At 56.4% G+C, this 21,859-nt stretch carries 19 protein-coding genes; 6 read left to right on the top strand and 13 right to left on the bottom strand.

Going from position 1 to position 21,859, the window contains the following annotated elements; all coding sequences use genetic code 11:
* Positions 1–76: 76 nt before the first annotated feature.
* Entirely contained in the window at positions 77–796 is a 720-nt protein-coding gene (sanA, locus tag EGO56_RS06385) for an outer membrane permeability protein SanA (protein WP_013358504.1), read from the top strand.
* A gap of 610 nt (positions 797–1,406) precedes the next feature.
* Here the strand turns inward: sanA and mglC are convergent.
* The 7 genes from mglC to EGO56_RS06350 all read right to left on the bottom strand — a co-directional run bounded on the left by mglC (position 1,407) and on the right by EGO56_RS06350 (position 9,650).
* Entirely contained in the window at positions 1,407–2,417 is a 1,011-nt protein-coding gene (gene mglC / locus EGO56_RS06380; RefSeq protein WP_135908047.1) for a galactose/methyl galactoside ABC transporter permease MglC, read from the bottom strand.
* Between the two features lie 19 nt (positions 2,418–2,436).
* Complete coding sequence (gene mglA / locus EGO56_RS06375; RefSeq protein ID WP_013358507.1) at positions 2,437–3,957, bottom strand: galactose/methyl galactoside ABC transporter ATP-binding protein MglA; 1,521 nt, start codon at positions 3,955–3,957, stop codon at positions 2,437–2,439.
* Between the two features lie 68 nt (positions 3,958–4,025).
* Positions 4,026–5,021: a galactose/glucose ABC transporter substrate-binding protein MglB gene (mglB, locus tag EGO56_RS06370; protein ID WP_013358508.1), complete on the bottom strand. Its 996-nt coding sequence runs from the start codon at positions 5,019–5,021 to the stop codon at positions 4,026–4,028.
* 309 nt (positions 5,022–5,330) lie between these two features.
* Complete coding sequence (gene galS / locus EGO56_RS06365) at positions 5,331–6,371, bottom strand: HTH-type transcriptional regulator GalS (RefSeq protein ID WP_013358509.1); 1,041 nt, start codon at positions 6,369–6,371, stop codon at positions 5,331–5,333.
* 147 nt (positions 6,372–6,518) lie between these two features.
* Positions 6,519–7,682, bottom strand: a complete 1,164-nt coding sequence (yeiB, locus tag EGO56_RS06360; RefSeq protein WP_135908045.1) for a DUF418 domain-containing protein YeiB — start codon at positions 7,680–7,682, stop codon at positions 6,519–6,521.
* 50 nt (positions 7,683–7,732) lie between these two features.
* Positions 7,733–8,398, bottom strand: a complete 666-nt coding sequence (gene folE / locus EGO56_RS06355; protein WP_013358511.1) for a GTP cyclohydrolase I FolE — start codon at positions 8,396–8,398, stop codon at positions 7,733–7,735.
* Between the two features lie 124 nt (positions 8,399–8,522).
* Complete coding sequence (locus tag EGO56_RS06350; protein WP_135908043.1) at positions 8,523–9,650, bottom strand: YbfB/YjiJ family MFS transporter; 1,128 nt, start codon at positions 9,648–9,650, stop codon at positions 8,523–8,525.
* Between the two features lie 117 nt (positions 9,651–9,767).
* On the opposite strand from EGO56_RS06350, the gene ptrR reads away from it, so the two are divergent.
* The 3 genes from ptrR to fghA all read left to right on the top strand — a co-directional run bounded on the left by ptrR (position 9,768) and on the right by fghA (position 12,733).
* Positions 9,768–10,679, top strand: a complete 912-nt coding sequence (gene ptrR / locus EGO56_RS06345) for a putrescine utilization regulator PtrR (protein ID WP_135908041.1) — start codon at positions 9,768–9,770, stop codon at positions 10,677–10,679.
* Positions 10,680–10,753: 74 nt separating this feature from the next.
* Entirely contained in the window at positions 10,754–11,878 is a 1,125-nt protein-coding gene (locus EGO56_RS06340; RefSeq protein ID WP_003854127.1) for an S-(hydroxymethyl)glutathione dehydrogenase/class III alcohol dehydrogenase, read from the top strand.
* A 12-nt stretch (positions 11,879–11,890) separates the two neighbouring features.
* The gene (gene fghA / locus EGO56_RS06335; RefSeq protein WP_013358515.1) at positions 11,891–12,733 is read left to right on the top strand and encodes an S-formylglutathione hydrolase; all 843 of its coding nucleotides are present in this window, start codon (positions 11,891–11,893) and stop codon (positions 12,731–12,733) included.
* Between the two features lie 86 nt (positions 12,734–12,819).
* On the opposite strand, the gene EGO56_RS06330 is transcribed toward fghA, so the two are convergent.
* From EGO56_RS06330 to EGO56_RS06310, 5 genes are all read right to left on the bottom strand, one after another.
* Positions 12,820–13,608 carry an ABC transporter ATP-binding protein gene (locus EGO56_RS06330; RefSeq protein WP_033783692.1) on the bottom strand — a complete coding sequence of 263 codons (789 nt, stop codon included), beginning with the start codon at positions 13,606–13,608 and terminating at the stop codon, positions 12,820–12,822.
* Positions 13,608–14,684, bottom strand: a complete 1,077-nt coding sequence (locus EGO56_RS06325) for a FecCD family ABC transporter permease (protein WP_003854131.1) — start codon at positions 14,682–14,684, stop codon at positions 13,608–13,610. The genes EGO56_RS06330 and EGO56_RS06325 overlap by 1 nt, the downstream gene beginning before the upstream one ends.
* 306 nt (positions 14,685–14,990) lie before the next feature.
* Positions 14,991–16,457 (bottom strand): amino acid permease, encoded by a 1,467-nt coding sequence (locus EGO56_RS06320; RefSeq protein WP_135908039.1) that lies wholly within the window; start codon positions 16,455–16,457, stop codon positions 14,991–14,993.
* A gap of 117 nt (positions 16,458–16,574) precedes the next feature.
* Complete coding sequence (gene yieE, locus EGO56_RS06315) at positions 16,575–17,441, bottom strand: DNA-binding transcriptional regulator YeiE (protein ID WP_135908037.1); 867 nt, start codon at positions 17,439–17,441, stop codon at positions 16,575–16,577.
* Between the two features lie 9 nt (positions 17,442–17,450).
* Complete coding sequence (locus EGO56_RS06310; RefSeq protein WP_135908035.1) at positions 17,451–17,825, bottom strand: YkvA family protein; 375 nt, start codon at positions 17,823–17,825, stop codon at positions 17,451–17,453.
* A gap of 105 nt (positions 17,826–17,930) precedes the next feature.
* On the opposite strand from EGO56_RS06310, the gene EGO56_RS06305 reads away from it, so the two are divergent.
* Together EGO56_RS06305 and nfo are read left to right on the top strand one after the other, a co-directional pair.
* Positions 17,931–18,986, top strand: coding sequence for a YeiH family putative sulfate export transporter (locus EGO56_RS06305; RefSeq protein ID WP_135908033.1), 1,056 nt, complete (start codon positions 17,931–17,933; stop codon positions 18,984–18,986).
* 52 nt (positions 18,987–19,038) lie between these two features.
* Positions 19,039–19,884, top strand: a complete 846-nt coding sequence (gene nfo, locus EGO56_RS06300) for a deoxyribonuclease IV (protein WP_135908031.1) — start codon at positions 19,039–19,041, stop codon at positions 19,882–19,884.
* A 246-nt stretch (positions 19,885–20,130) separates the two neighbouring features.
* Here nfo and fruA read toward each other — a convergent pair whose 3' ends face one another.
* Positions 20,131–21,843, bottom strand: a complete 1,713-nt coding sequence (gene fruA, locus EGO56_RS06290) for a PTS fructose transporter subunit IIBC (RefSeq protein ID WP_135908029.1) — start codon at positions 21,841–21,843, stop codon at positions 20,131–20,133.
* Positions 21,844–21,859: the final 16 nt, after the last annotated feature.

Genomic DNA, 21,859 nt, shown 5'->3' with positions numbered 1-21,859 from the left:
GCAGTAACTTGCTTCGCTGCGGCTGCTCAAGTAGCCTTGTCCCATCTCAACATTCTGACATCGAGTCTCCAGGCGCATGCTGAAACGCGTTCTCATTGGTCTGCTTTTCATCATCTTACTGATGGTGGCAACGGCGCTCGGCCTTGATCGCTGGATCAGCTGGAAAACTGCGCCTTTTATTTACGAAAATGTCGCCTCATTGCCGCATCGTCAGGTGGGCGTGGTACTGGGGACGGCTAAATATTATCGTACCGGCGTCATTAATCAGTATTACCTCTATCGTATGCAGGGTGCGCTGAATGCCTACAACAGCGGCAAGGTCAATTATCTGCTGCTCAGCGGTGATAACGCGCTGCAAAGCTATAACGAGCCGATGACGATGCGCCGCGATCTCATCAAAGCCGGTGTCGACCCGGCCGATATCGTGCTCGATTATGCCGGGTTCCGGACGCTGGATTCGATTGTGCGCACCCGCAAAGTGTTTGATACCAACGACTTCATTATTATCACGCAACGCTTCCACTGTGAGCGCGCGCTGTTTATCGCCCTGCAGCTGGGTATTCAGGCGCAGTGTTATGCGGTGCCTTCACCGAAAAACATGCTGAGCGTGCGCTTCCGTGAAGTGGGTGCCCGGCTGGGCGCACTGGCGGATCTCTTCCTGCTCAAGCGTGAACCCCGTTTCTTAGGCCCGCTGGTGCCGATTCCCGCCGTACACGATGTTCCTGAGGATGCACAGAGTTACCCGGCGGTGACGCCGGAGCAGCTGCTGGAGCTGGAACAGAAGCTGCGGAAATAGCTGACGCGCTACGGTTTCTTTTAGCTTGTTACTGCTGTGATGAGGGCTGGTGGTAACGTGCAGGGCTCAGGGAGCATACGCCTTTCGCAAAGACGCAAAAGATGCCATCCCTGGCATGCTCAGCGCGGGCCATCCATGGCCCGCGATGCTTTGCTACAGGCGTATGCTCCCATCGCTTTAAGTTTTGTCGCCGTTTGACAGAAGGCCACTCCGCTGCGATCTTCAAGCAGACAGCTTATAAGTCTGAATCAGGGCGAATCTAACAGCATTAAATAAGCCTGAAGCGCAGGGAACATGGTCAGAAGAGGAAAGCGTCCCGCGCCAGGGACGGCGCGGGCCGAGCGTGCCATGGATGGCGGCTTTTGCGTCTTTCCGATCTGACCGTGTTCCCTTCGCATACTCCGTATCAAAGCAGCAACTCCAGCACTTACCCCATTAAAAGCTCCCTACGCTAAGGATGTTATAGGCCGGGCATGTAACGGATAACAGATTTTGCGTCTTTCCAATCTGACCGTGTTCCCTTCGCATACTCCATCTTAAAGCGACGACCCCAGCATTACCCCCATAAAAAAAGCGACCCGAAGGTCGCTTCCTTAGCGTTGAATCAGTCTTACTTCTTACGAGAATATTTCAGAGAATCCAGCGCAACGGCGAAAATGATGATGCCGCCTTTAATGATGTACTGCCAGTAAGGGTTAACGCCGATATAGGTCAGACCGTAGTTGATAACGGTGAAGATGAGTACACCGGTCACGACGCCCGCCACGCTACCCACACCACCGGCGAAGGAGACGCCGCCGACCACACAGGCCGCAATGGCATCCAGCTCATACATAAAGCCGAGGTTGTTAGTCGCCGAACCGATACGACCCGCTTCCAGCATCCCGCCGAAGGCGTAGAACACACCTGACAGGGCATAAATCATGATCAGGTTCATCGGAACGTTCACGCCTGACACTTTCGCCGCTTCAGGGTTACCGCCGATAGCAAAAATGTTTTTGCCGAAGCGGGTTTTGTTCCACAGCACCCAGACGAAAATAATGGCAATCACGGCGTAGAAAGTGATGAACGAGAGTTTAAAATCACCAAAGCGTAAGAAGCCCTGGGTAAATTTCGAGAACCCTGCATCAAAACCGGCAATCGGTGAGGCACCCACAAAGTCGTAATACAGTGAGTTGATACCATAAACGATAATCATGGTGCCCAGCGTGGTGATAAACGGCGTTACCTTCAGGTAAGCAATAATCACACCGTTGACCAGACCAATCACACCGCCGATGATGCACACGGTCAGGATAACCAGTGGAATCGGCACGGTATCCAGTGTCGGGAAGACCTTGTTCGCGTTATCCATCGCCTGCAACAGCGTTGCGGCAACGACCGCCGCTAAGCCAACCTGACGTCCGGCTGACAGGTCAGTACCCTGGGTCACAATCAGACCCGCCACACCCAGTGCAATAATAATGCGCACCGAAGATTGGGTCAGAATATTACTCAGGTTCATCAAACTTAAAAATGTCGGGTCCTGGAAAATAATAATAGCCAGCAATACCAGCAGAACGACATAAATGCCGCCCTCTTTTAACCAGGTTAGCGCATTCTTTTTTGTAGTCGCTTTCATGTTAACAGCCCTTGCTTCATTAAAGGTGTAATGACGCTAAACGCAATATTTCGTTCTGCGTGGTCGTTTTGGTATCAACTATGCCTGCTACCAGACCATTACTCATTACCAGAATACGATCGGTAATGCCTAACAGCTCCGGCATTTCGGAGGAGATAATAATGATGCCCTTTTCTCTTTTCGCCAGCTCAGCAATCAGCTGGTAAATTTCGAATTTCGCACCAACATCAATACCGCGAGTTGGTTCATCAAGCATCAGGATTTCAGGCTGGGTCAATAACCAGCGGCCAATAATCACTTTTTGCTGGTTACCGCCCGAAAGCGAACCAATTTGTGTATGATGACCTGGCGTTTTTACGCGCATTGAATCGATAACCCATTGGGTGTCACTCTTCATGCGTTTATTATCCAGCAGTCCCATACTGTTTTTATATTTTTTAATATTGGAAATAAGTGAGTTAAAACCAATATCCAGGTAAGCATAAATACCAGTCGAACGACGCTCTTCAGTCACCAGCGCAAAACCGTGGTTAATCGCTTCATTGGCGCTGTGATTATTAATCGGTTTGCCATGCAGTTTAATGGTGCCGCCCGATTTCTCGCGAATGCCAAACAGCGTTTCGACGATATCGGTACGTTTAGCGCCCACCAGCCCGGCAATGCCGAGTATCTCCCCTTTACGCAGATCAAATGAGATGTCGCGAATCGATGGCTGACGCAGTGACGTCAGATTACGCACCTCAAGAATCGTCTCGCCTGGCACGTTGGTACGGTCAGGGAAACGCTGGTTCAGTGAACGGCCGACCATCATGGCGATGATCTTATCCATATCCAGCCCTTCCAGCGGCTGAGAGGTAATCCACTGACCATCACGCAGAATCGTGATCTCATCACACAGCTGGAAAATCTCTTCCATCTTGTGCGAAATATAAACAATACCGCAGCCGCGATCTTTCAGCTTACGAATAATCGTGAACAGGTGATTCACCTCTTTTTCGGTTAACGAAGAAGTCGGCTCATCCATAATCACAATTTTCGCGTCGTAGGAGAACGCTTTGGCAATTTCAATCATCTGCATCTGTGATACAGAGAGATTGGCAACTTTGTCGCGCGGATCGATATCGATATCCAGCTCGTCAAAAATCGCTTTGGTATCCTGGTACATTTTATCCTGATCGACAAAGAAGCCTTTGCGCGGATAACGCCCCAGCCACATGTTGTCCATCACGGTACGCTGCAGAACCAGGTTTAATTCCTGATGCACCATCGACACGCCATTTTCCAGCGCCTCTTTGGAGCTTTTATAGTCGATCTCTTTACCCTGAAACAGGATACTGCCGGTATCTTTTTTATAAATACCAAACAGGCATTTTAATAAGGTGGATTTCCCGGCACCGTTCTCGCCCATTAATGCATGAACAGAGTGAGGCCGCACTTTTAAATTCACATTATCTAACGCTTTTACGCCGGGAAATGATTTTGAAACATTCGTCATTTCCAGCAAATATTCTCGCTGCGCGGTCGTGTTATCACTGGCCATATTTTACCTGGCTAAAAAACGGTGGTGACATAAAAAAGGCGCGACAGCGGTCGCGCCCGTAATCAATCTTATTTCGAGAACTGAGACAGATTTTCTTTATCAACCGGAACGTAAGGAACGCGGACGATCTTATCGACCATCTTGAAGTTCGTTCCGTCGGTTGCCGCTTTGCCGTTCGCCAGGTTGTTGGCAATATCCAGCGTCGCTTTCGCCTGGTTTTCCGCATCGTTCAGCACGGTACCAGCCAGCGCACCGGATTTCACCAGCGCCAGCGCTTCAGGCAGGGCATCGACACCGAAGACCGGAATGGAGGTCATGTTGTGCGCTTTCAGCGCTTCAACGGCACCCATCGCCATCGCATCGTTGTTGGCAATCACGACTTCAATTTTCTTGGCGTTCGGGCCTGACAGCCACGCATCCATCTTATCTTTGGCCTGTGCGGTGTCCCACATCGCCGTATCCATCGCTAACTGCTGCGTCTTCAGACCATCTTTGTTCAGCGTGTCGATGACATATTTAGTACGGGCTTCAGCATCCGGATGGCCCGGCTCGCCTTTCAGCAGGACGAACTGAATGGTGCCATCTTTGTTCAGATCCCAGGCTGGAGTCGCTTTCCAGTGCTTCTCGATCAGCTGACCCTGAATGATGCCAGACTCTTTGGAGTCGGTGCCGACATAGTAAGCTTTGTCATAACCGGCAAGCACTTTGGCGTTGGGTTCTTTGTTGAAGAAGACAACCGGCACTTCGTTGGCACGCGCTTTGTCTACGATGACGGCAGCGGCAGCCGGGTCAACCAGGTTAATCGCCAGCGCTTTCACGCCTTTTGCCATCAGCACGTCAACCTGATCGTTCTGTTTGGACTGGTCGTTCTGCGAGTCATTCATCAGCAGCTGTACGCCACCGATCGCTTTCGCTTCTTTCTCGATGTCTTTGCGCACCATTGACATGAAGTTGTCATCATATTTGTAAATGGTCACGCCGATACGGGTGTCAGCTGCGTGAGCGGTTGCACCAAACATCATGCTGGCAACCAGTGCTGTAAGCGTGAAAACCTTCTTATTCATGGTATCTCCGGTTTTATTATGCAGGGTCTTTTTAGCGCTTCCGCCAAGCGTGCGGGAGCGCAATCGGTAAAACAGATCGGCGCGCTGGCTAACATAATGAAGATGTTAAGCCGTTAAACGCCGTCTAAAACCTGACTTCCCTGTGCCACAACGCTTCCATGAAGAGGGGTTAAACCCTTTAACCGGCTACTGAGACCACAACTGATGCCGTTACACTGGCGTTACATAATGTTTCAGTCCGGTAAGACGCTGCCATCATAGTGAGGGCAATGTTAATTAACTGTGAATACAATCACAGATTGAAAACGGTTACATGCCTGAATCCCCTGAATTAGTGACGGACTCCACATTTTGCCGCTGCGCCACCGAATGACGCCGCACCAGGGTTGGCATAAAGATGTGAGTTGCGGTGTCATCAAGCAGTCCCGCTGCACCCTGCAGTGCCAGCTCAGTGGCGATTTTTGCCATAGATACAATGGGATAGCGCACAGTGGTTAACTGCGGATCGGTGTACCGTGAAATCGGAATGTCATCAAAGCCAATGACAGAAAAATGCTGTGGCACCTGGATGCCGTTGTCTTTCAGCGCAGTGAGGGCACCAGCTGCCATGCCGTCGTTATAGGCAAACACCGCAGTCAGGTTGAGGTTACGCCCCAGCAGCTCCACCATCGCCGCTTCGCCCCCCTGCATATCTGGCTCTGCGCTGGCAATCCAGCTCTCCTGCGGCCGGATGCCCTGCTCTGCCATCGCCTGCATCCACCCTTCACGGCGCTGCGCGACATCCTCGATGGGATGGCTGGAGCAGAGATAGCCAATGCGGCTATGCCCCTGTTGCAACAGGGTTCTTGAGGCCATCAGCGCCCCGGTGACGTTATCCAGACTGACGCTGCGGTGTTCGAATCCTGGGACGATGCGGTTAATCACCACCATGCCAGGCACGTGCTGCATAAAGTCCGCTAGCTCCGCGTCCGGCAGCGTTTTCGCGTGAACCACCAGGGCGCTGCAGCGCTGCCGGATCAGCACCTCGATAGCATGACGCTCTTTCTCTTCCTGATGCCAGGAGTTGCTGATTAACACATGCTTGTGCACGCGCTGCGCCACGGTATCCACTGCTTTAACCAGCGCCCCGAAGAAGGGATCTGAGACATCCATCACCACCACCCCGATCGTATCGCTGACCTGCGTCGCCAGCGCCTGGGCGTTGGCGTTGGGGCGATAGCCCAGCGCCTCAACCGCCTGCAACACGGCGTCGCGGGTGTCAGAGGTCACGGCGTTGCTCTGATTGAGAACGCGCGACACGGTCGCCACTGACACGCCAGCCTGACGGGCAACATCACGAATAGTTATCATGCAGCAGTTCCAGAAAGGAAAAATAGGGCATCACGCCGGGTTGAACACCGGCGCTATTCTGTCAGGGGCAGGAGGCGTACAGCGTGAATTGCGTCACATCAATGAAAACGGTTACATACAATTCTGTAACCTTTGTGATGGCGGTCATTATCTGGCGTTGTCGGTAATGCGTGATTTGCCGGCTGAGAGCAGCGTAAGCCGCCGCCACAGCCATTCCAGCGGACCCTGGGAGAAAAAATGTAACCAGATGAGTGAAAACAGGATATTGATGAGCCACACCGCAGGCACCATCATCACCAGTTCCAGCCGGGTGAAGTGCATATAGAAGCCAAAGCGATAGAACAGCGTGGTACAGATAAGCGTTTGCAGCAGATAGTTAGTCAGCGCCATACGGCCCACGCACTGGATGGCGTAGCTGATGCGCCAGCGCGAGATCAGCGGCCAGTACGCCAGGCAGAGCGCGGCATAGCCCAGGCTAATCAGCGGGCTGGCGAGATCGCGCGGAGCCTGCAGGTAAAAAGCCGTCCAGCGGAATTCCCAATGTAACAGCCATTGCGCTGCCACACCGGCCACCGCAATGGAGAAGCCCATTGTCAGCAGCAGGGCCGCCGCCTGACGATAGTGCCGGAGGGGAAACTCCCCTGTCAGCCAGCCGCTGCGCAGCAGTGCGCCACCGATCATCATTAAGCCCGCCAGCTGCCAGCCATACTGCGCCGCCAGCGCCATCAGCCCTGACGAGAGATGGTCCAGCCGGTTCTGTATCGCTTCCCAGCCGCCGCTCAGCTTCCAGTACTGCTCATATTGCAGATCGGCTGCGCCCGGCAGCCAGGATCGCGTCGGTTCGGGATCGGAGATCGACCCAAACACCAGCAGCACGCCGCAGCCCACCAGATAGAGCAGAATACCGGTATTCATCAGGCTGCGGGTTGAAGGCACATCACGCAGCACCCGCCAGACCACCAGCCCGATGATGCCGTAGTCCAGCAGGATGTCGCCCTCCCAGAGAAAGACACCATGCAGAAAACCGATGAGTACCAGAATGGAAAGCCGGGCAGTCAGCCAGCGACTGCCGCGCGGCAGCTGCATTTGCAGACCTGCGCCAAACAGCAGTGCAAACAGGGTGAGGAATTTGAGCTGAGCAAAGACGTCAGAGAGTGCCCAGGTCCAGACATCGGAGAGGCTAACGCTGCCCTGCCAGGCCGGGTTCAGGTAAGCAGCAGAAGGCAGGCCGAAGCCGACAATATTGAGCAGCAGGATGCCGAGAATGGCACATCCACGAATGAAATCCAGCGCGTGATAGCGTTGTTGCATGCGGCACCCTGCATTGACGACGCGGGCAACATCATGTGCCCGCCGTTAACTCAACTATGGCGTACCGCGCGCAAAAATTCCTGGCGGGTATTCTGACTGGACTTGAACAGGCCGCCCAGAGATGTCGTGGTAGTGGCGCTGGTGGCATCTTTTACGCCACGCGCTTTCACACAGTAATGCACTGCATCAATCGAGACCGCCACATTATTGGTGCCCAGCAGCGTCTGCAGGGCAACCAGCACCTGCTGCGTCAGACGCTCCTGCACCTGCGGGCGCTGGGCGAAGAACTGCACGATGCGGTTGATTTTCGACAGGCCAATCACCTTTTCCTTGGGAATATAGGCGACCGTGGCTTTGCCATCGATGATCACAAAGTGGTGTTCACAGGTGCTGGTCAGGGTGATATCACGCACGGTCACCATCTCATCAACCTTCATTTTATTCTCAATGACGGTGATTTTCGGGAAGTTGGCGTAATCGAGACCGGAAAAAACCTCATCCACATACATTTTGGCGATGCGATGCGGCGTTTCCATCAGGCTGTCATCTTCAAGATCCAGATTCAGCAGCTGCATGATTTCCGTCATGTGCCCGGCAATCAGGCTCTTACGCGTCTCTTTATCTATGTCGCGCGTCGGTGCACGTAACGGCGTTTCCAGTCCACGCGCCAGCAGCGCTTCGTGAACCAGGGCAGCTTCCTGACTTAGGGTGCTCATCTACTCTTCTCCGGCTGGTGTTGCGCCCGCAAGCTTTTGCCTGCGGGCCCTGTAATCAGGCGCGTATTGTGAAACTTTCTTTGCGGGGAATCCAGCAATCAATCAGATTGGTGATGAAAGCTTTTCACTCACTTCTTCGCCAGACCAGCAGGCCCGCCCAGACAAGGCTGGCCCCGGCCACCCACAGGGCAGGCTCCAGCCGGTGTAACAGGGCAGTAGAGAGAAAAGAGAGCAGCGGACCGACCAGCTGACCCACCGCGTAGCCGGTGGTCAGCAGGCCAGCCATGTATCGCAGATGGTTGGGCGCCAGTTCACGGGCGCAGAGCAGCGAGAGCTGCACCACGCTGAGGAAGCCGCCGCCCACCAGCAGCGCCCCGGCCAGCAGACCACTAAAGCCTGGCAGCAGTGCCGCAGCAAAAACGCCCAGTGCCTGTGCCCAGAGTACTATCGCCAGACGGACGTGACTGTGCCCCCAGCGCCGTGTCAGGATCCCCAGCACGATGCCAATCATCGCCGCGCCGCCAAATACCGGCCAGACAAACTGCGCGAAGATACCGTCAGGAAAACGCGTAGCGGCCATCTGCGACAAAAAGGTGGCGGGCAGGATATAACCAAAGCCCGCCAGACTGTAACTCAGCACCAGACGTTTCAGGTTGCGATCCAGCACCAGCGGCTCCGGTGCCTGATCCGGGCGATGCAGTTCGCCCCGACGCGGCAGGTTACGCGTAATCAGCGCAATCAGCAGCAGTGCCAGCGCACCGTAAGCGGCCCAGGCCAGACCGGCGGAGACCTGCCATGTGTGCAGCGCCACTCCCAGCAGACCGCTGACAAAAATGCCGCAGCCCGGCCCGGCAAAGACGGCCGCCGACAGCCCTGCCCGGCCATGCCGATGCAACTGTTCGTTACTCCAGGCCGCCACCAGCACCATCGCACAGCCACTGGCCCAGCCAATCAGAAAGCGAATCGCACCGTGCAGCCACGGTCCGGTCGCCAGTGCAGAGAGCAGCGTCAGGATCACTGCGCCCCACACGCCCGCCTGCAAACGCAGCTCGACACGCCGGTGCGCGCGCATGGCATCAAACGAGCCACACAGATAGCCAAGATAGTTGAGCGCCGCGACCAGGCTGGCACTCGTGAGCGTCAGCTGGTGCGCCTGAATCATCAGCGGCACCTGCGGCGTAAAGGCGAATCGCCCAATGCCCATCGCTACAAATAAGGTTAAAAACGCGCTGAGCGCGACGCGTAACGCCATTGCTGAACTCCTGTTGTTCTGCCCTGAGATCTCTTCTGACTTGCTAACAGCATGCAGGATGATTAAACTCACGGAAAGTGAATAATATTAACCAACTTGTTTACGGGAAGAGAAGATATGGATTTAGTTCAGCTGCGTATGTTCTGTTCCGTCGCCGAAACGGGTTCCCTGGCGCGCGCAGCCGAACAGCTGCATCGCGTTCCCTCTAATCTCACCACGCGGCTGCGCCAGCTGGAAGAAGAATTAGGTGTGGATCTCTTTATTCGTGAGAAGCAGCGCATTCGCCTGTCACCAATGGGCCATAATTTCCTGAATTATGCGCAGCGTATTCTGGCATTAAGCGAAGAAGCGATGAGCATGACCCGCACCGGCGAACCGGCAGGCAACTTTGCGCTGGGCTCCATGGAGAGCACCGCAGCGACCCGCCTGCCTGGTCTGCTCGCCGCCTATCACCAGCGCTTTCCTAAAGTCGCACTATCGTTGATTACCGGCACCTCGGGCGAAATTATTGACCGGGTCCGCGAAGGCACCCTGGCCGCCGCGCTGGTGGATGGGCCGGTTTCCCATGACGATCTGAATGGCTGCATCGCATTTCGCGAGGAGATGGTGCTGATCACCGGGCTGGATCACGCGCCTATTACCACGGCGCGCGATGTGCAGGACGATACCCTGTTTGCCTTCCGCAACAGCTGCTCTTACCGGGTGAAGCTGGAGAGCTGGTATCGCGACAGCCATACCGCGCCCGACAACGTGATGGAGATTCAGTCCTATCACGCCATGCTGGCCTGCGTGGCGGGCGGCGCAGGCGTTGCGATGATCCCGGCTTCGGTGCTGAAGCAGATGGCAGACCGATCGCGGGTACAGGCGCATACCTTACCTGCGGCTTATCGCGACACCGCCACCTGGCTGATGTGGCGACGCGACGCCTTTACCCCGAACGTTGAAGCGCTGAAATACCTGATTATTGAACAGTTTGACGATCGTCCGCTCAACGATGAGCTGATCCACCCATTACAGGCGGCGGAATAAGCGTTTCACGCTATGTTTAAACCATAACCACACGACGCCATCGCGCGTCACAATCTGACTGGAAGAGGGATTGCATGAACATGATCAAAACCCGTGCCGCTGTTGCCTGGGCCGCTGGTGAACCGCTGAAAATCGAAGAAGTGGATTTGATGCCACCGCAGAAAGGCGAAGTGCTGGTGCGCATCGTCGCGACCGGTGTCTGTCACACAGATGCCTATACCCTCTCCGGCACCGACCCGGAAGGCGTTTTCCCGGCGATTCTCGGCCATGAAGGCGGCGGCATTGTGGAAGCCGTGGGCGAAGGCGTGACCAGCGTAGAAGTGGGTGACCATGTCATTCCGCTTTACACGCCAGAGTGTGGCAAATGTAAATATTGTCTGTCGGGCAAAACCAACCTCTGTCAGGCGATCCGCGCCACCCAGGGTAAAGGTCTGATGCCGGACGGCACCACCCGCTTCTTCAAAGATGGCAAACCGATTTTCCACTATATGGGCACGTCGACCTTCTCTGAATACACCGTGATCCCGGAGATCTCACTGGCGAAAATCAGTAAAGAAGCGCCGCTGGAAGAAGTTTGCCTGCTGGGCTGTGGCGTCACCACCGGCATGGGTGCGGTAATGAACACCGCCAAAGTGAAAGAAGGCGACACTGTCGCAATCTTCGGTCTCGGCGGCATCGGTCTGTCTGCGGTCATCGGCGCGAAAATGGCGAAAGCCGGCCGCATCATCGCAATCGATCTAAACACCAGCAAATTCGATCTGGCGCGCAAACTGGGTGCCACCGATCTGATTAACCCGAAAGATTACGATAAGCCGATTCAGGATGTGATTGTCGAGCTGACCGACGGCGGCGTGGATTTCTCGTTTGAATGTATCGGTAACGTCAACGTAATGCGCTCTGCGCTGGAGTGCTGCCACAAAGGCTGGGGCGAGTCTGTGATTATCGGCGTCGCCGGTGCCGGTGAAGAGATCTCTACCCGTCCGTTCCAGCTGGTGACCGGTCGCGTCTGGCGCGGTTCCGCCTTTGGTGGCGTGAAAGGCCGTTCACAGCTGCCGGGCATTGTGCAGGATTACCTTGATGGTAAGTTTGCCCTGAACGACTTCATCACCCACACCATGCCGCTGGAAGAGATCAACGACGCCTTTGATTTGATGCACGAAGGAAAATCGATTCGCTCGGTCGTGCACTTTAACAAATAATCAGGAGGCGTTATGGCATCCACTCTGGAGCTACTGGAAGAACACCGTATTTTTGGCGGCTGGCAGCAGCGCTGGCGTCATCAGTCGGCCGTGCTGAACTGCCCGATGACCTTCAGCATCTATCTGCCTGAGCCGCACGGTGATGCGCCGCCGCCGGTGGTCTGGTTTCTGGCCGGGCTGACCTGCAACGATGAGAACTTCACCACCAAAGCGGGCGCGCAGCGCGTGGCGGCGGAACTGGGTCTGGTGCTGATTATGCCGGATACCAGCCCGCGCGGCGAAGGCGTTGCCAACGATGAGGGCTACGATCTGGGTCAGGGCGCGGGATTTTATCTCAATGCCACTCAGCAACCCTGGGCCACGCATTTCCGTATGTTCGACTATCTGAGCAGCGAGCTGCCCGCCCTGATTGCGGACAACTTTAAGGTCAGTGAGCGTCAGTCGATTATGGGTCACTCCATGGGCGGACACGGCGCGCTGATGCTGGCGCTGCGTCTGGGTAACCGCTTTGCATCGGCGTCTGCGTTTGCGCCGATTGTGAACCCGATGCAGGTGCCGTGGGGCCAGAAAGCGTTTCAGGCCTATCTGGGCGATGACCAGGCAGCATGGCGGGAATATGACAGCTGCCAGCTGATGGCGGAGGTGTCGCATCGTCTGCCAGTCCTGATCGATCAGGGTGACAGCGATCAGTTCCTGGCCGATCAGCTGCAGCCGGAGCGGTTAGAGGAGATCGCCAGAGAAGTCGGTTTCCCGCTGACGCTGCGTATTCAGCCGGGTTATGACCATAGCTACTTCTTTATCGCCAGCTTCGTGGAAGATCATCTGCGCTTCCATGCACAGCATCTGCTGGCGTAAATCATCAGGGCCGCAATTGCGGCCCTGAATTTTTCTGCAAGCTCTACTGCCGCAAACGCTGGCTCTAGGCCAGGCCTGCCCGATTCTCAGACCAGTGCCGGCCCCGTCAGCCCGTCGATCATCACCTGCGGAATGCCGCGCGAGCAGTGTTCGATACGGCCATTCACACCGTACACCTTCGCCAGCGTAGCCGGCGTGATCACCTTATCCGGCTGCCCTTCCGCTACCAGTGCGCCCTGCTTCAGCATCAGTGCGTGTTGCGCATGACGCAGCGCGATGTTGATGTCATGCACCACCACCACCGTCACGATGTTGCGCTGGGCTGTTTCGCGGCGGACCAGATCCATCACGTGGAACTGGTAATTGAGGTCCAGCGCGCTCAGCGGTTCATCCAGCAGCAGTAGCTTAGGGCGACGGATCAGTGACTGTGCCAGCCCGACCAGCTGCTTCTGACCGCCGGAGAGCTGGTCGAGGTAACGCATCGCGAGATGCGCAATCCCCAGCTGTTCCAGCAGATGCATGATTTCCGCTTCGCTGCTGGCGCTGTGCAGTCCACCCGAGGCGCGCTGCGCCACGATGATCGACTCCAGCACATGCAGATGTACGCCAGCAGGCAGCGACTGCGGCAGATAGACTACGTTCTTTGCGCGACGGGCAAACGGCTGGGTCATCAGATCTTCACCGTTGAGCCACATCTCGCCCTGGCCTTTGTTCAGCCCGGCCAGCGCGCGCAGCAGCGTCGATTTACCACAGCCATTCGGCCCGAGCAGCACGGTGATCTCACCGCGTGGCAGTGGTGCCACGTTGAGATTTTCAATGACTTTATGTTTGGGATACCCGGCACTGAAGCCGCGTAACGTCAGACCCTGTTCCATCACACCGTCCCCCGATGACGCAGAATAATACTCAGGAAGAACGGCACGCCAATCAGTGAGGTGACAATGCCGACCGGGATGATCACACCGGGGAGCAGGTTTTTCGAGGCGACCGACGCCAGCGACAGCACCAGCGCGCCGACCAGCGCACTGGCGGGCAGATAGAAGCGGTGATCTTCACCAAACATCATGCGGGCAATATGCGGTGCCACCAGACCGATGAAGCCGATCGGGCCAACAAACGCCACCGCCAGCGCCGAGAGAATGCTGATGCGCAGCAGGGTGGTAAGGCGCAGACGACGTACATCAATACCAAAGCTCACCGCACGATCTTCACCCAGACGCAGCGCCGTCAGCTTCCAGCTGCTCATCATCGAGAACGGCACCAGAATGGCCAGCGCAACGGTTAATACGCCCAGTTTCTCCCAGGAAGCACGCGCCAGGCTGCCCATGGTCCAGAACACCAGACCCTGCAGGGTATCTTCGCTGGCGATGAACTGCATCATTGAGACCAGCGCGTTAAAGGTGAAGACCAGTGCGATACCGAACAGGACTACGCCCGCCGATGAAACCTGCGTCCAGCGGGTCACGGCATCCAGCATCAGCGCGGCAAACAGCGCAAAGACAAAGGCGTTGGCAGAGATTAACCACTGATCAGGAATGCCGGGGATACCCACACCGAGGATGATCGCCAGTGCGGCACCAAACGCCGCCGCCGAGGAGACACCGAGGGTAAACGGGCTGGCCAGCGGGTTGTTCAGGATGGTCTGCATCTCTGCACCTGCCAGGCCCAGTGACAGCCCTACCACCAGCGCCATCAGCGCATAGGGTAAACGAATGTCCCAGACGATAACGCGGGTGCCGGCATCCACGCTGTCAGGGCTGAGCAGCGTATTCCACAGCGTATCAAGTGAAAGTCCGGCCGGACCCAGCGTGAAGTCGAGGATCAGCGAGGCGACAATGGCCACCAGTAATACGCCAATCCAGATCAGGCGGCGGCGCAGCACCTGATGGTAATTTTGCATGGTGTGGTGAAGCGTCTCTTCCCCCGCCAGCAGCGAAGTTTCGGTAGTCATGTTTGAACCCTGTGTGGCTATCACGTCAGAAAACGCAGCCACAATAGTGCAGGTGATAATAATTATCAATTCGTGAAGATAAGCGAGACGTGAAAAAAGGGTAAAAACCGGTGTTGCAGACGGGAGAATGGCTCAGGGAGCCTGCGCCTTTCGCAAAGACGCAAAACCCGCCATCCCTGGCGGGCTCAGCGCGGACCATCCCTGGCCCGCTATGCTTTGCTACAGGCACAGGCTCCCATCGCTTCACGATTCCTGCGGCCTGCCAGAACTGCGGCAGGCACCGTGCGCACGAGTCAGCGCACAGAACTACTCTTTATGAACCGGGAACTCCATCTCGCTGTACTTCACGAAACGGCTCCCACGCGTCAGCCTGTAACCAAACCAGATAATCAGGAACAGCGGAAGACCGATATAGGTTGCCGCTACGCCATACCAGTCGATGCTGTCGTTGAGGAAGGCCTGATAGTTCTGACCCAGCGTGATGATCAGGCAGAGCACGAAGGCAAAAATCGGTCCCAGCGGGAAGAAGCCGGAACGGTATGGCAGATCGTTCAGATCACGGCCCTGGGCGACATAACCGCGACGAAAGCGATAGTGACTGATGGCAATACCCAGCCAGGCGATAAAACCGGTCATGCCTGAGGTGTTCAGCAGCCACAGATAAACTTCCTGATTGCCAAATTTTGAGGTCAGGAAGCACAGCCCCGCCACGACGGTCGTCGCCCATAAGGCATTGCGCGGCACGCCGCCCTTTGAGAGCTTGGCGAAAATGCGCGGCGCTTTACCTTCAGAGGCCAGGTTGTACAGCATGCGCGTTGAGGCATACATACCGGAGTTACCGGCAGACAGCACCGCCGTCAGGATCACCGCATTCATCACCGCTGCCGCAGAGAGCAGGCCCGCGTTGCGGAACACCAGAGTGAACGGGCTGACGCTGATATCGTCAATGTCGTTGTGCAGTAATTGCGGATCGGTGTACGGCAGAATCAGGCTGATAATCAGGATAGCGAACACATAGAACAGCAGGATACGCCAGAAAATCTGCCGCACGGCGCGCGGGATATTTTTTGCCGGGTCTTCAGATTCGCCCGCCGCGATACCGATCAGCTCGGTGCCCTGGAAGGAGAATCCCACAATCATCGCCACGCCAATCATCGCCGCAAAGCCGCCCGCAAATGGCGCATCGCCCACCTGCCAGTTCTGCCAGCCCGCATGCTCTGCACCGCGCATGATGCCAGTGATCATCAGCACGCCCACGATGATAAAGATAATGACGGTGGCCACTTTAATCAGCGAGAACCAGTACTCCGCCTCGCCAAAGCCTTTCACTGAGATGTAGTTGAGCAGGAATATCAGTCCCAGGAACAGCGCGCTCCAGATCCAGCCTGGCGTGTCGGGGAACCAGTAGGTCATCACCAGCTGGGACGCCACCAGGTCAACCGCGATGGTCACCGCCCAGTTGTACCAGTAGTTCCAGCCGAGTGCGAAACCAAAGCCCTCTTCGACATATTTTGCGCCGTAGGTGGCGAAAGAACCGGATACGGGCATGAAGGCAGCCAGCTCACCGAGACTGGTCATCAGGAAGTAGACCATCAGGCCGATCAGCATGTAGGAGAGCAGTGCCCCGCCGGGGCCAGCCTGAGCAATGGTAGCGCCGGAAGCGACAAACAGGCCGGTACCGATGGAGCCGCCGATGGCGATCATCGTCAGATGACGGGCTTTTAACGCACGTCGTAATGCAGGTTGTTGTGTTGTTTTTGAGTCATTATGCATGTGTTAACGCTACGCTGGGTAAAAATGAGGCGCGATTGTAGCAGCCAGACCGCCTCTGTATAGCTGATGCCATGCTGTTATAAGTTAAGTTCATGATCGCGCCAGAATTATTAGCAATCACTCACGGCAATAGGACAAAAAGCGCGTCAGTGCCTTTGAAATATGCTTCTGCCGATGATGGATGCGATAGAGCGTCCGGGTCAGACGCGGCAACGGAATCGTCAGTTCTGTCAGCGTCCCCGCCTCCAGCAAATCGGCAATCACCCGGCGCGAAAGACAGCTGATGCCCATGCCGTGCCGCACCGCATGCTTGATCGCTTCGGAGTTGCCCAGCTCCATACCCAGCTGAAAACTTGGCAGGTGAGACAGCAGCAGATAGTCGACAATTTCCCGGGTGCCCGATCCGCGTTCACGCAGGATCCACGGCGCTTCTGCCAGGCTTTTCAGCGTCACCGGCTGTTGCAGAATCGCGGCATCGGGCGCGGCAAACACCACCAGCTCATCTTCCAGCCAGGGTTCGCTGACCAGTTCGGTCATATGGCACGGCCCTTCAATCAGGCCGACATCCACGCGGAAATCGGAAACCGCCTGAATCACATCCTGACTGTTGCCGACGCTCAGTTCCAGCGGCAGACCGGGAAAATCGCGACGGTAGGCCGCCATCATGCCCGGCAGCAGATAATTACCAATGGTGCTGCTGGCGAAGATACGGATCGCGCCGTTATCCTCTTTAAACAGCTGCTCAATTTCGCCCGCCTGCTCCAGCAGCCCGACCGCACGCGGATAGAGCAGCCGACCATGCTCATTCAGCACCAGCCGTTTGCCGACCCGATCAAACAGCTGTACCCCGAGCTGACTCTCCAGATCGGCCAGCGCCGCGCTGACCGCCGACTGCGACAGCGCCAGCAGTTGCGACGCCTGAGTGGTGGAGCCGCTCTTCAGCACTTCGGTGAACACTTCGATTTGTCGCAGCGTAATGTGCATCGTTGCCTCTTAACTCAGTGAGTGCCTGACAAGGTAAATGATTAACGCCAGCCAGATCAGCCCGATGACTACCAGCCAGCCTGCCATCTTTTTGCCGCGCGAACGCTGGGACTGTGCGCGTTCGCTGCTGCTGATGCGCACCTCACGCGGCAGCAGACGCAACAGAATCATGACGCCCGTGGGAATAATCACCGCGTCATCCAGCAGACCAACAAACGGGATCACATCCGGGATGAGATCGATCGGGCTGACCCCATAAGCAACCAGCCCCAGCATGCCCAGCTTGTTCCACCAGGGCGTGCGCGGATCGCGAAAGGCGAACCACAGCACGAACACATCTTTTTTGATCAGCGTCGCCCAGCGGCGCAGACGCGAAACTATCATGATTGCTGCCTTATCGTTTATTCTGGTCAATTATAAATATATTATCAATTTCACTTTTAAGCCAGTCGCCCTCATGATCATGACTCAACCACGAGGAGTGACACCATGACCGAACTGAGCATCCCTAAAACGCATTACCCCGTTGCGCTCTGGTTCCCTGGTCTGCTGCTGACTGCCGCCATTGCCGGGACTGCCAGCTGGCTGGCGCAGCAACCGGCAATTGCAGCAGCAGGGCTGGGTTCACTGACCCTGGCGATTATGCTGGGCATCCTGGTTGGCAATAGCTTTTATACCCCGCTGGCGTCGCGCTGCGACAGCGGCGTGGCGCTGGCTAAACAGAAGCTGCTGCGACTGGGGATCATCCTGTTTGGCTTTCGCATTACCTTACAACAGATCGCTGACGTCGGTTTCAGCGGCATCCTGATTGATGCACTGACGCTGAGCAGCACCTTCTTTATAACCTGCCTGCTGGGCATCCGGCTGCTGAAGCTGGATCGCGATACCGTCTGGCTGATTGGCGCAGGCAGCAGTATCTGTGGTGCCGCAGCCGTGCTGGCGACCGAGCCGGTGGTGAAAGCCGCGCCGTCAAAAGTCGCGGTGGCTATCGCGACCGTGGTGCTGTTTGGCACGCTGGCGATCTTTATTTATCCGCTGCTGTGGCCGCTGGCGCATCACCTGTTTCCGGGGCTGAGTGCCGCGCATTTTGGGGTTTTCACTGGCTCAACCATTCATGAAGTGGCGCAGGTCGTGGCTGCCGGGCATAGCATCAGCCCGGAGGCTGAGAACAGCGCCGTGATTGCCAAAATGCTGCGGGTAATGATGCTGGCGCCGTTCCTGCTCTGCCTGAGTGCGGTAATCCGCGGCAAACGCAACGCGAGTCAGGCACGTCAGGCAGTGACCTTTCCCTGGTTCGCCCTGCTGTTTATCGCGGTTGCGCTGTTTAACTCGCTGCAACTGTTGCCTGCGGCGTTGGTGGCCATGCTGAATGAGGTGGCGGGTCTGCTGCTGGCAATGGCGATGGCCGCGCTGGGCTTAACCACCCGTTTTGGCGCGCTGCGTGAGGCCGGCGTTAAACCGCTGCTGCTGGGCGCGCTGGTATTTGGCTGGTTAATCGCGGGCGGCGGCACCATCAATCTGCTGGTGCAACATTTCATGGGCTAGCGGCATCGGGTATCATGCCGCTTCAACCGTGCATAGCCACCAGGAGAAAGGCATGAAATATATTGGCGCACACGTGAGTGCGGCAGGTGGCGTGGATCAGGCCGTGATCCGCGCCCATGAAATAGAAGCCACCGCCTTCGCCCTCTTTACTAAAAATCAGCGTCAGTGGAAGGCCGCCCCGCTCTCCACCGAGGTGATTGATGCTTTTCGCGCCGCCTGCGAGACGTACAAATTCAGTCCGCAGCAAATCCTGCCGCACGACAGTTTTCTGATTAACCTTGGTCATCCGGTTGAAGAGGCGCTGGAGAAATCCCGCGTGGCTTTTATTGATGAACTGAAACGTTGTGATCAGCTTGGCCTGACGCTGCTTAACTTCCATCCCGGCAGCCATCTGCATCAGATTGAAGAAGAAGCGTGCCTGAAGCGGATTGCAGAGTCGATTAACATTGCGCTCGATCAGACGCAGAACGTGACCGCCGTGATTGAGAATACCGCCGGTCAGGGCAGTAACCTGGGTTTCCGCTTCGAGCATCTCGCCACCATTATTGAGCACGTCGAAGATAAGTCGCGCGTCGGCGTCTGCATTGATACCTGCCATGCGTTTGCCGGCGGTTATGACCTGCGCACCGAAGCGGACTGCGAAACGACCTTTGCTGAGTTTGAGCGCATTGTCGGCTTTGACTATCTGCGCGGCATGCACCTGAACGATGCCAAAAGCGCCTTTGACAGTCGCGTTGACCGCCATCACAGTCTGGGTGAAGGGAATATCGGCAAAACGGCGTTTAGCTGGCTGATGAAAGATCCCCGGTTTGATGGCATTCCGTTGATTCTGGAGACCATCAATCCCGATATCTGGAAAGATGAGATTGCCTGGCTGAAAGCCGAGCAGCAGGGATAGAAAAAGGGAGCCAGTTGGCTCCCTTTTCGTTTAGATCGAACGCTGGCTCAGGGAGCATACGCCTTCCGTAAAGACGCAATAAACGCCATCCCTGGCAGGCTCAACGCGGGCCATCCCTGGCCCGCGATGCTTTACTCCAGGCGTATGCTCCCATCGCTTTAATTTCGAGAGCCGTCTGTAAAAGCAAACAGGGAGCCATCCGGCTCCCTGTTATTTTCACTTCAGCAGATTATGCACTTCTGCACATCAGGCTTTCGCCAGCTGCTCTTCCGGACGTTTCAGAACCGCATAGCTCAGACCTGCAATCGCGGTGCCGATGATAATCGCCATCAGATAGCCGACAACCGGGGTGATTGCGCCAGGGATCAGCAGGACAAACAGTCCACCGTGCGGTGCCATCAGTTTCGCGCCAATCGCCATGGAGATCGCGCCGGTAACCGCGCCGCCGACGATACAGCAAGGCAGCACGCGCATCGGGTCACGGGCAGCGAACGGAATCGCCCCTTCAGAGATAAAGCAGAGACCCAGAACCAGTGCCGCTTTACCACCTTCCTGCTGACCTTTGTTAAATTTACGACGGGCAACCAGCGTAGCCAGACCCATCGCCAGCGGTGGCACCATACCGGCGGCCATAATGGCTGCCATCGGTGCATACGTCTGCGAGCTCAGTAAGCCGACGCCAAATGCGTAAGCCACTTTGTTTACCGGACCACCCATATCGGTACACATCATGCCGCCCAGAATCGCACCCAGCAGGACCGCATTCGCCGTACCCATGTTGGCCAGCCAGTGCGTCAGGCCATTCATGATGCCTGCAACCGGTTTACCCACCACGTAGATCATCAGCAGGCCGGTAATCAGGCTGGCAAACAGCGGAATAATCAGTATCGGCTTCAGCGCTTCCATACTCTGCGGCAGCTTAACTTTGCCGCTGATCAGCTTCGCCGCATAACCGGCAATAAAGCCTGCGATGATACCGCCTAAGAAACCTGCGTTGATGCTGGTGGCGATCATACCGCCAATCAGACCTGGCGTCAGGCCCGGACGGTCAGCGATGGAGAAGGCGATAAAGCCCGCCAGCACCGGTACCATCAGGGCAAAGGCGCTGCCCCCACCGATTTGCATCAGTGCCGCAGCCAGTGTGCCCTGCTCTTTAAAAGCTGTGATACCAAAAGCGAACGACAGGGCGATGCTCAGACCACCCGCGACCACCATCGGCAGCATGTAAGAAACACCGGTCAGCAGGTGACGATAAGCCCCCGCGCCGCCTTTCTTCTCTTCTTCACTGGTATTGCTCTGTCCGGCAGCCGCCGCTTTATACGGCTTCGCTTCTGCTACCGCTTTATCCAGTTCCTGCGCAGTTTTCTTCAGCGCCAGACCGGTTGAGGTGCGGTACATCGGCTTACCGGCAAATTTCGCCAGATCGACTTCGATATCAGCAGCGACGATCACCAGATCGGCAGCAGCCACCTCTTCCGGGGTAATCGCATTACCGGCTCCCACGGAACCGCGGGTTTCAACTTTCACCCACCAGCCGCGGCGGGTCGCTTCGGCCTGAATCGCCTCGGCAGCCATAAAGGTGTGCGCCACGCCGGTCGGACAGGCGGTAACGGCAACCACGCGTTTCGGCGCGCCAGTCTGAGCCGGTGCCGCAGCAGCAGCGCCAGCCGGTGTGGCCACCGCAGCGGTTGCCTGCCAGGTTTTGGCTTCGGCTTTCGCCCGGTTCAGGAAAGTGTCCGGCTCGCGGACTGCCAGCTGGATATCGCCCAGCCAGACCGCTTTACCGTTCAGCGCCGCATCGTCCGGCACGTTTTTGCCCAGCACGATCGCCAGTTCAGCGTCGGCAGGGTTGTCAGTCAGAGTAAGGCCCGCAGCAGGTGCGGCCGCAGCCAGACGTTGTTGCGCCATATAAGCGGAAGCCAGTCCCAGTACAGGGTCTTTAATCAGCAGCGTTTTCATTATCGCTCTCCTGCTG

This window comes from Pantoea vagans (genome assembly GCF_004792415.1).
Taxonomy (GTDB): Bacteria; Pseudomonadota; Gammaproteobacteria; order Enterobacterales; family Enterobacteriaceae; genus Pantoea; species Pantoea vagans.
The sequence above is the reverse complement of the archived record's forward strand: the minus strand, read 5'-3'. Positions and strand labels throughout refer to the sequence as shown.

Excerpts from the sequence above, each read along its gene's own strand:
- sanA (WP_013358504.1), top strand. The coding sequence starts at position 77 with ATGCTGAAACGCGTTCTCATTGGTCTGCTTTTCATCATCTTACTGATG.
- mglC (WP_135908047.1), bottom strand. The coding sequence starts at position 2,417 with ATGAAAGCGACTACAAAAAAGAATGCGCTAACCTGGTTAAAAGAGGGC.
- mglA (WP_013358507.1), bottom strand. The coding sequence starts at position 3,957 with ATGGCCAGTGATAACACGACCGCGCAGCGAGAATATTTGCTGGAAATG.
- mglB (WP_013358508.1), bottom strand. The coding sequence starts at position 5,021 with ATGAATAAGAAGGTTTTCACGCTTACAGCACTGGTTGCCAGCATGATG.
- galS (WP_013358509.1), bottom strand. The coding sequence starts at position 6,371 with ATGATAACTATTCGTGATGTTGCCCGTCAGGCTGGCGTGTCAGTGGCG.
- yeiB (WP_135908045.1), bottom strand. The coding sequence starts at position 7,682 with ATGCAACAACGCTATCACGCGCTGGATTTCATTCGTGGATGTGCCATT.
- folE (WP_013358511.1), bottom strand. The coding sequence starts at position 8,398 with ATGAGCACCCTAAGTCAGGAAGCTGCCCTGGTTCACGAAGCGCTGCTG.
- EGO56_RS06350 (WP_135908043.1), bottom strand. The coding sequence starts at position 9,650 with ATGGCGTTACGCGTCGCGCTCAGCGCGTTTTTAACCTTATTTGTAGCG.
- ptrR (WP_135908041.1), top strand. The coding sequence starts at position 9,768 with ATGGATTTAGTTCAGCTGCGTATGTTCTGTTCCGTCGCCGAAACGGGT.
- EGO56_RS06340 (WP_003854127.1), top strand. The coding sequence starts at position 10,754 with ATGAACATGATCAAAACCCGTGCCGCTGTTGCCTGGGCCGCTGGTGAA.
- fghA (WP_013358515.1), top strand. The coding sequence starts at position 11,891 with ATGGCATCCACTCTGGAGCTACTGGAAGAACACCGTATTTTTGGCGGC.
- EGO56_RS06330 (WP_033783692.1), bottom strand. The coding sequence starts at position 13,608 with ATGGAACAGGGTCTGACGTTACGCGGCTTCAGTGCCGGGTATCCCAAA.
- EGO56_RS06325 (WP_003854131.1), bottom strand. The coding sequence starts at position 14,684 with ATGACTACCGAAACTTCGCTGCTGGCGGGGGAAGAGACGCTTCACCAC.
- EGO56_RS06320 (WP_135908039.1), bottom strand. The coding sequence starts at position 16,457 with ATGCATAATGACTCAAAAACAACACAACAACCTGCATTACGACGTGCG.
- yieE (WP_135908037.1), bottom strand. The coding sequence starts at position 17,441 with ATGCACATTACGCTGCGACAAATCGAAGTGTTCACCGAAGTGCTGAAG.
- EGO56_RS06310 (WP_135908035.1), bottom strand. The coding sequence starts at position 17,825 with ATGATAGTTTCGCGTCTGCGCCGCTGGGCGACGCTGATCAAAAAAGAT.
- EGO56_RS06305 (WP_135908033.1), top strand. The coding sequence starts at position 17,931 with ATGACCGAACTGAGCATCCCTAAAACGCATTACCCCGTTGCGCTCTGG.
- nfo (WP_135908031.1), top strand. The coding sequence starts at position 19,039 with ATGAAATATATTGGCGCACACGTGAGTGCGGCAGGTGGCGTGGATCAG.
- fruA (WP_135908029.1), bottom strand. The coding sequence starts at position 21,843 with ATGAAAACGCTGCTGATTAAAGACCCTGTACTGGGACTGGCTTCCGCT.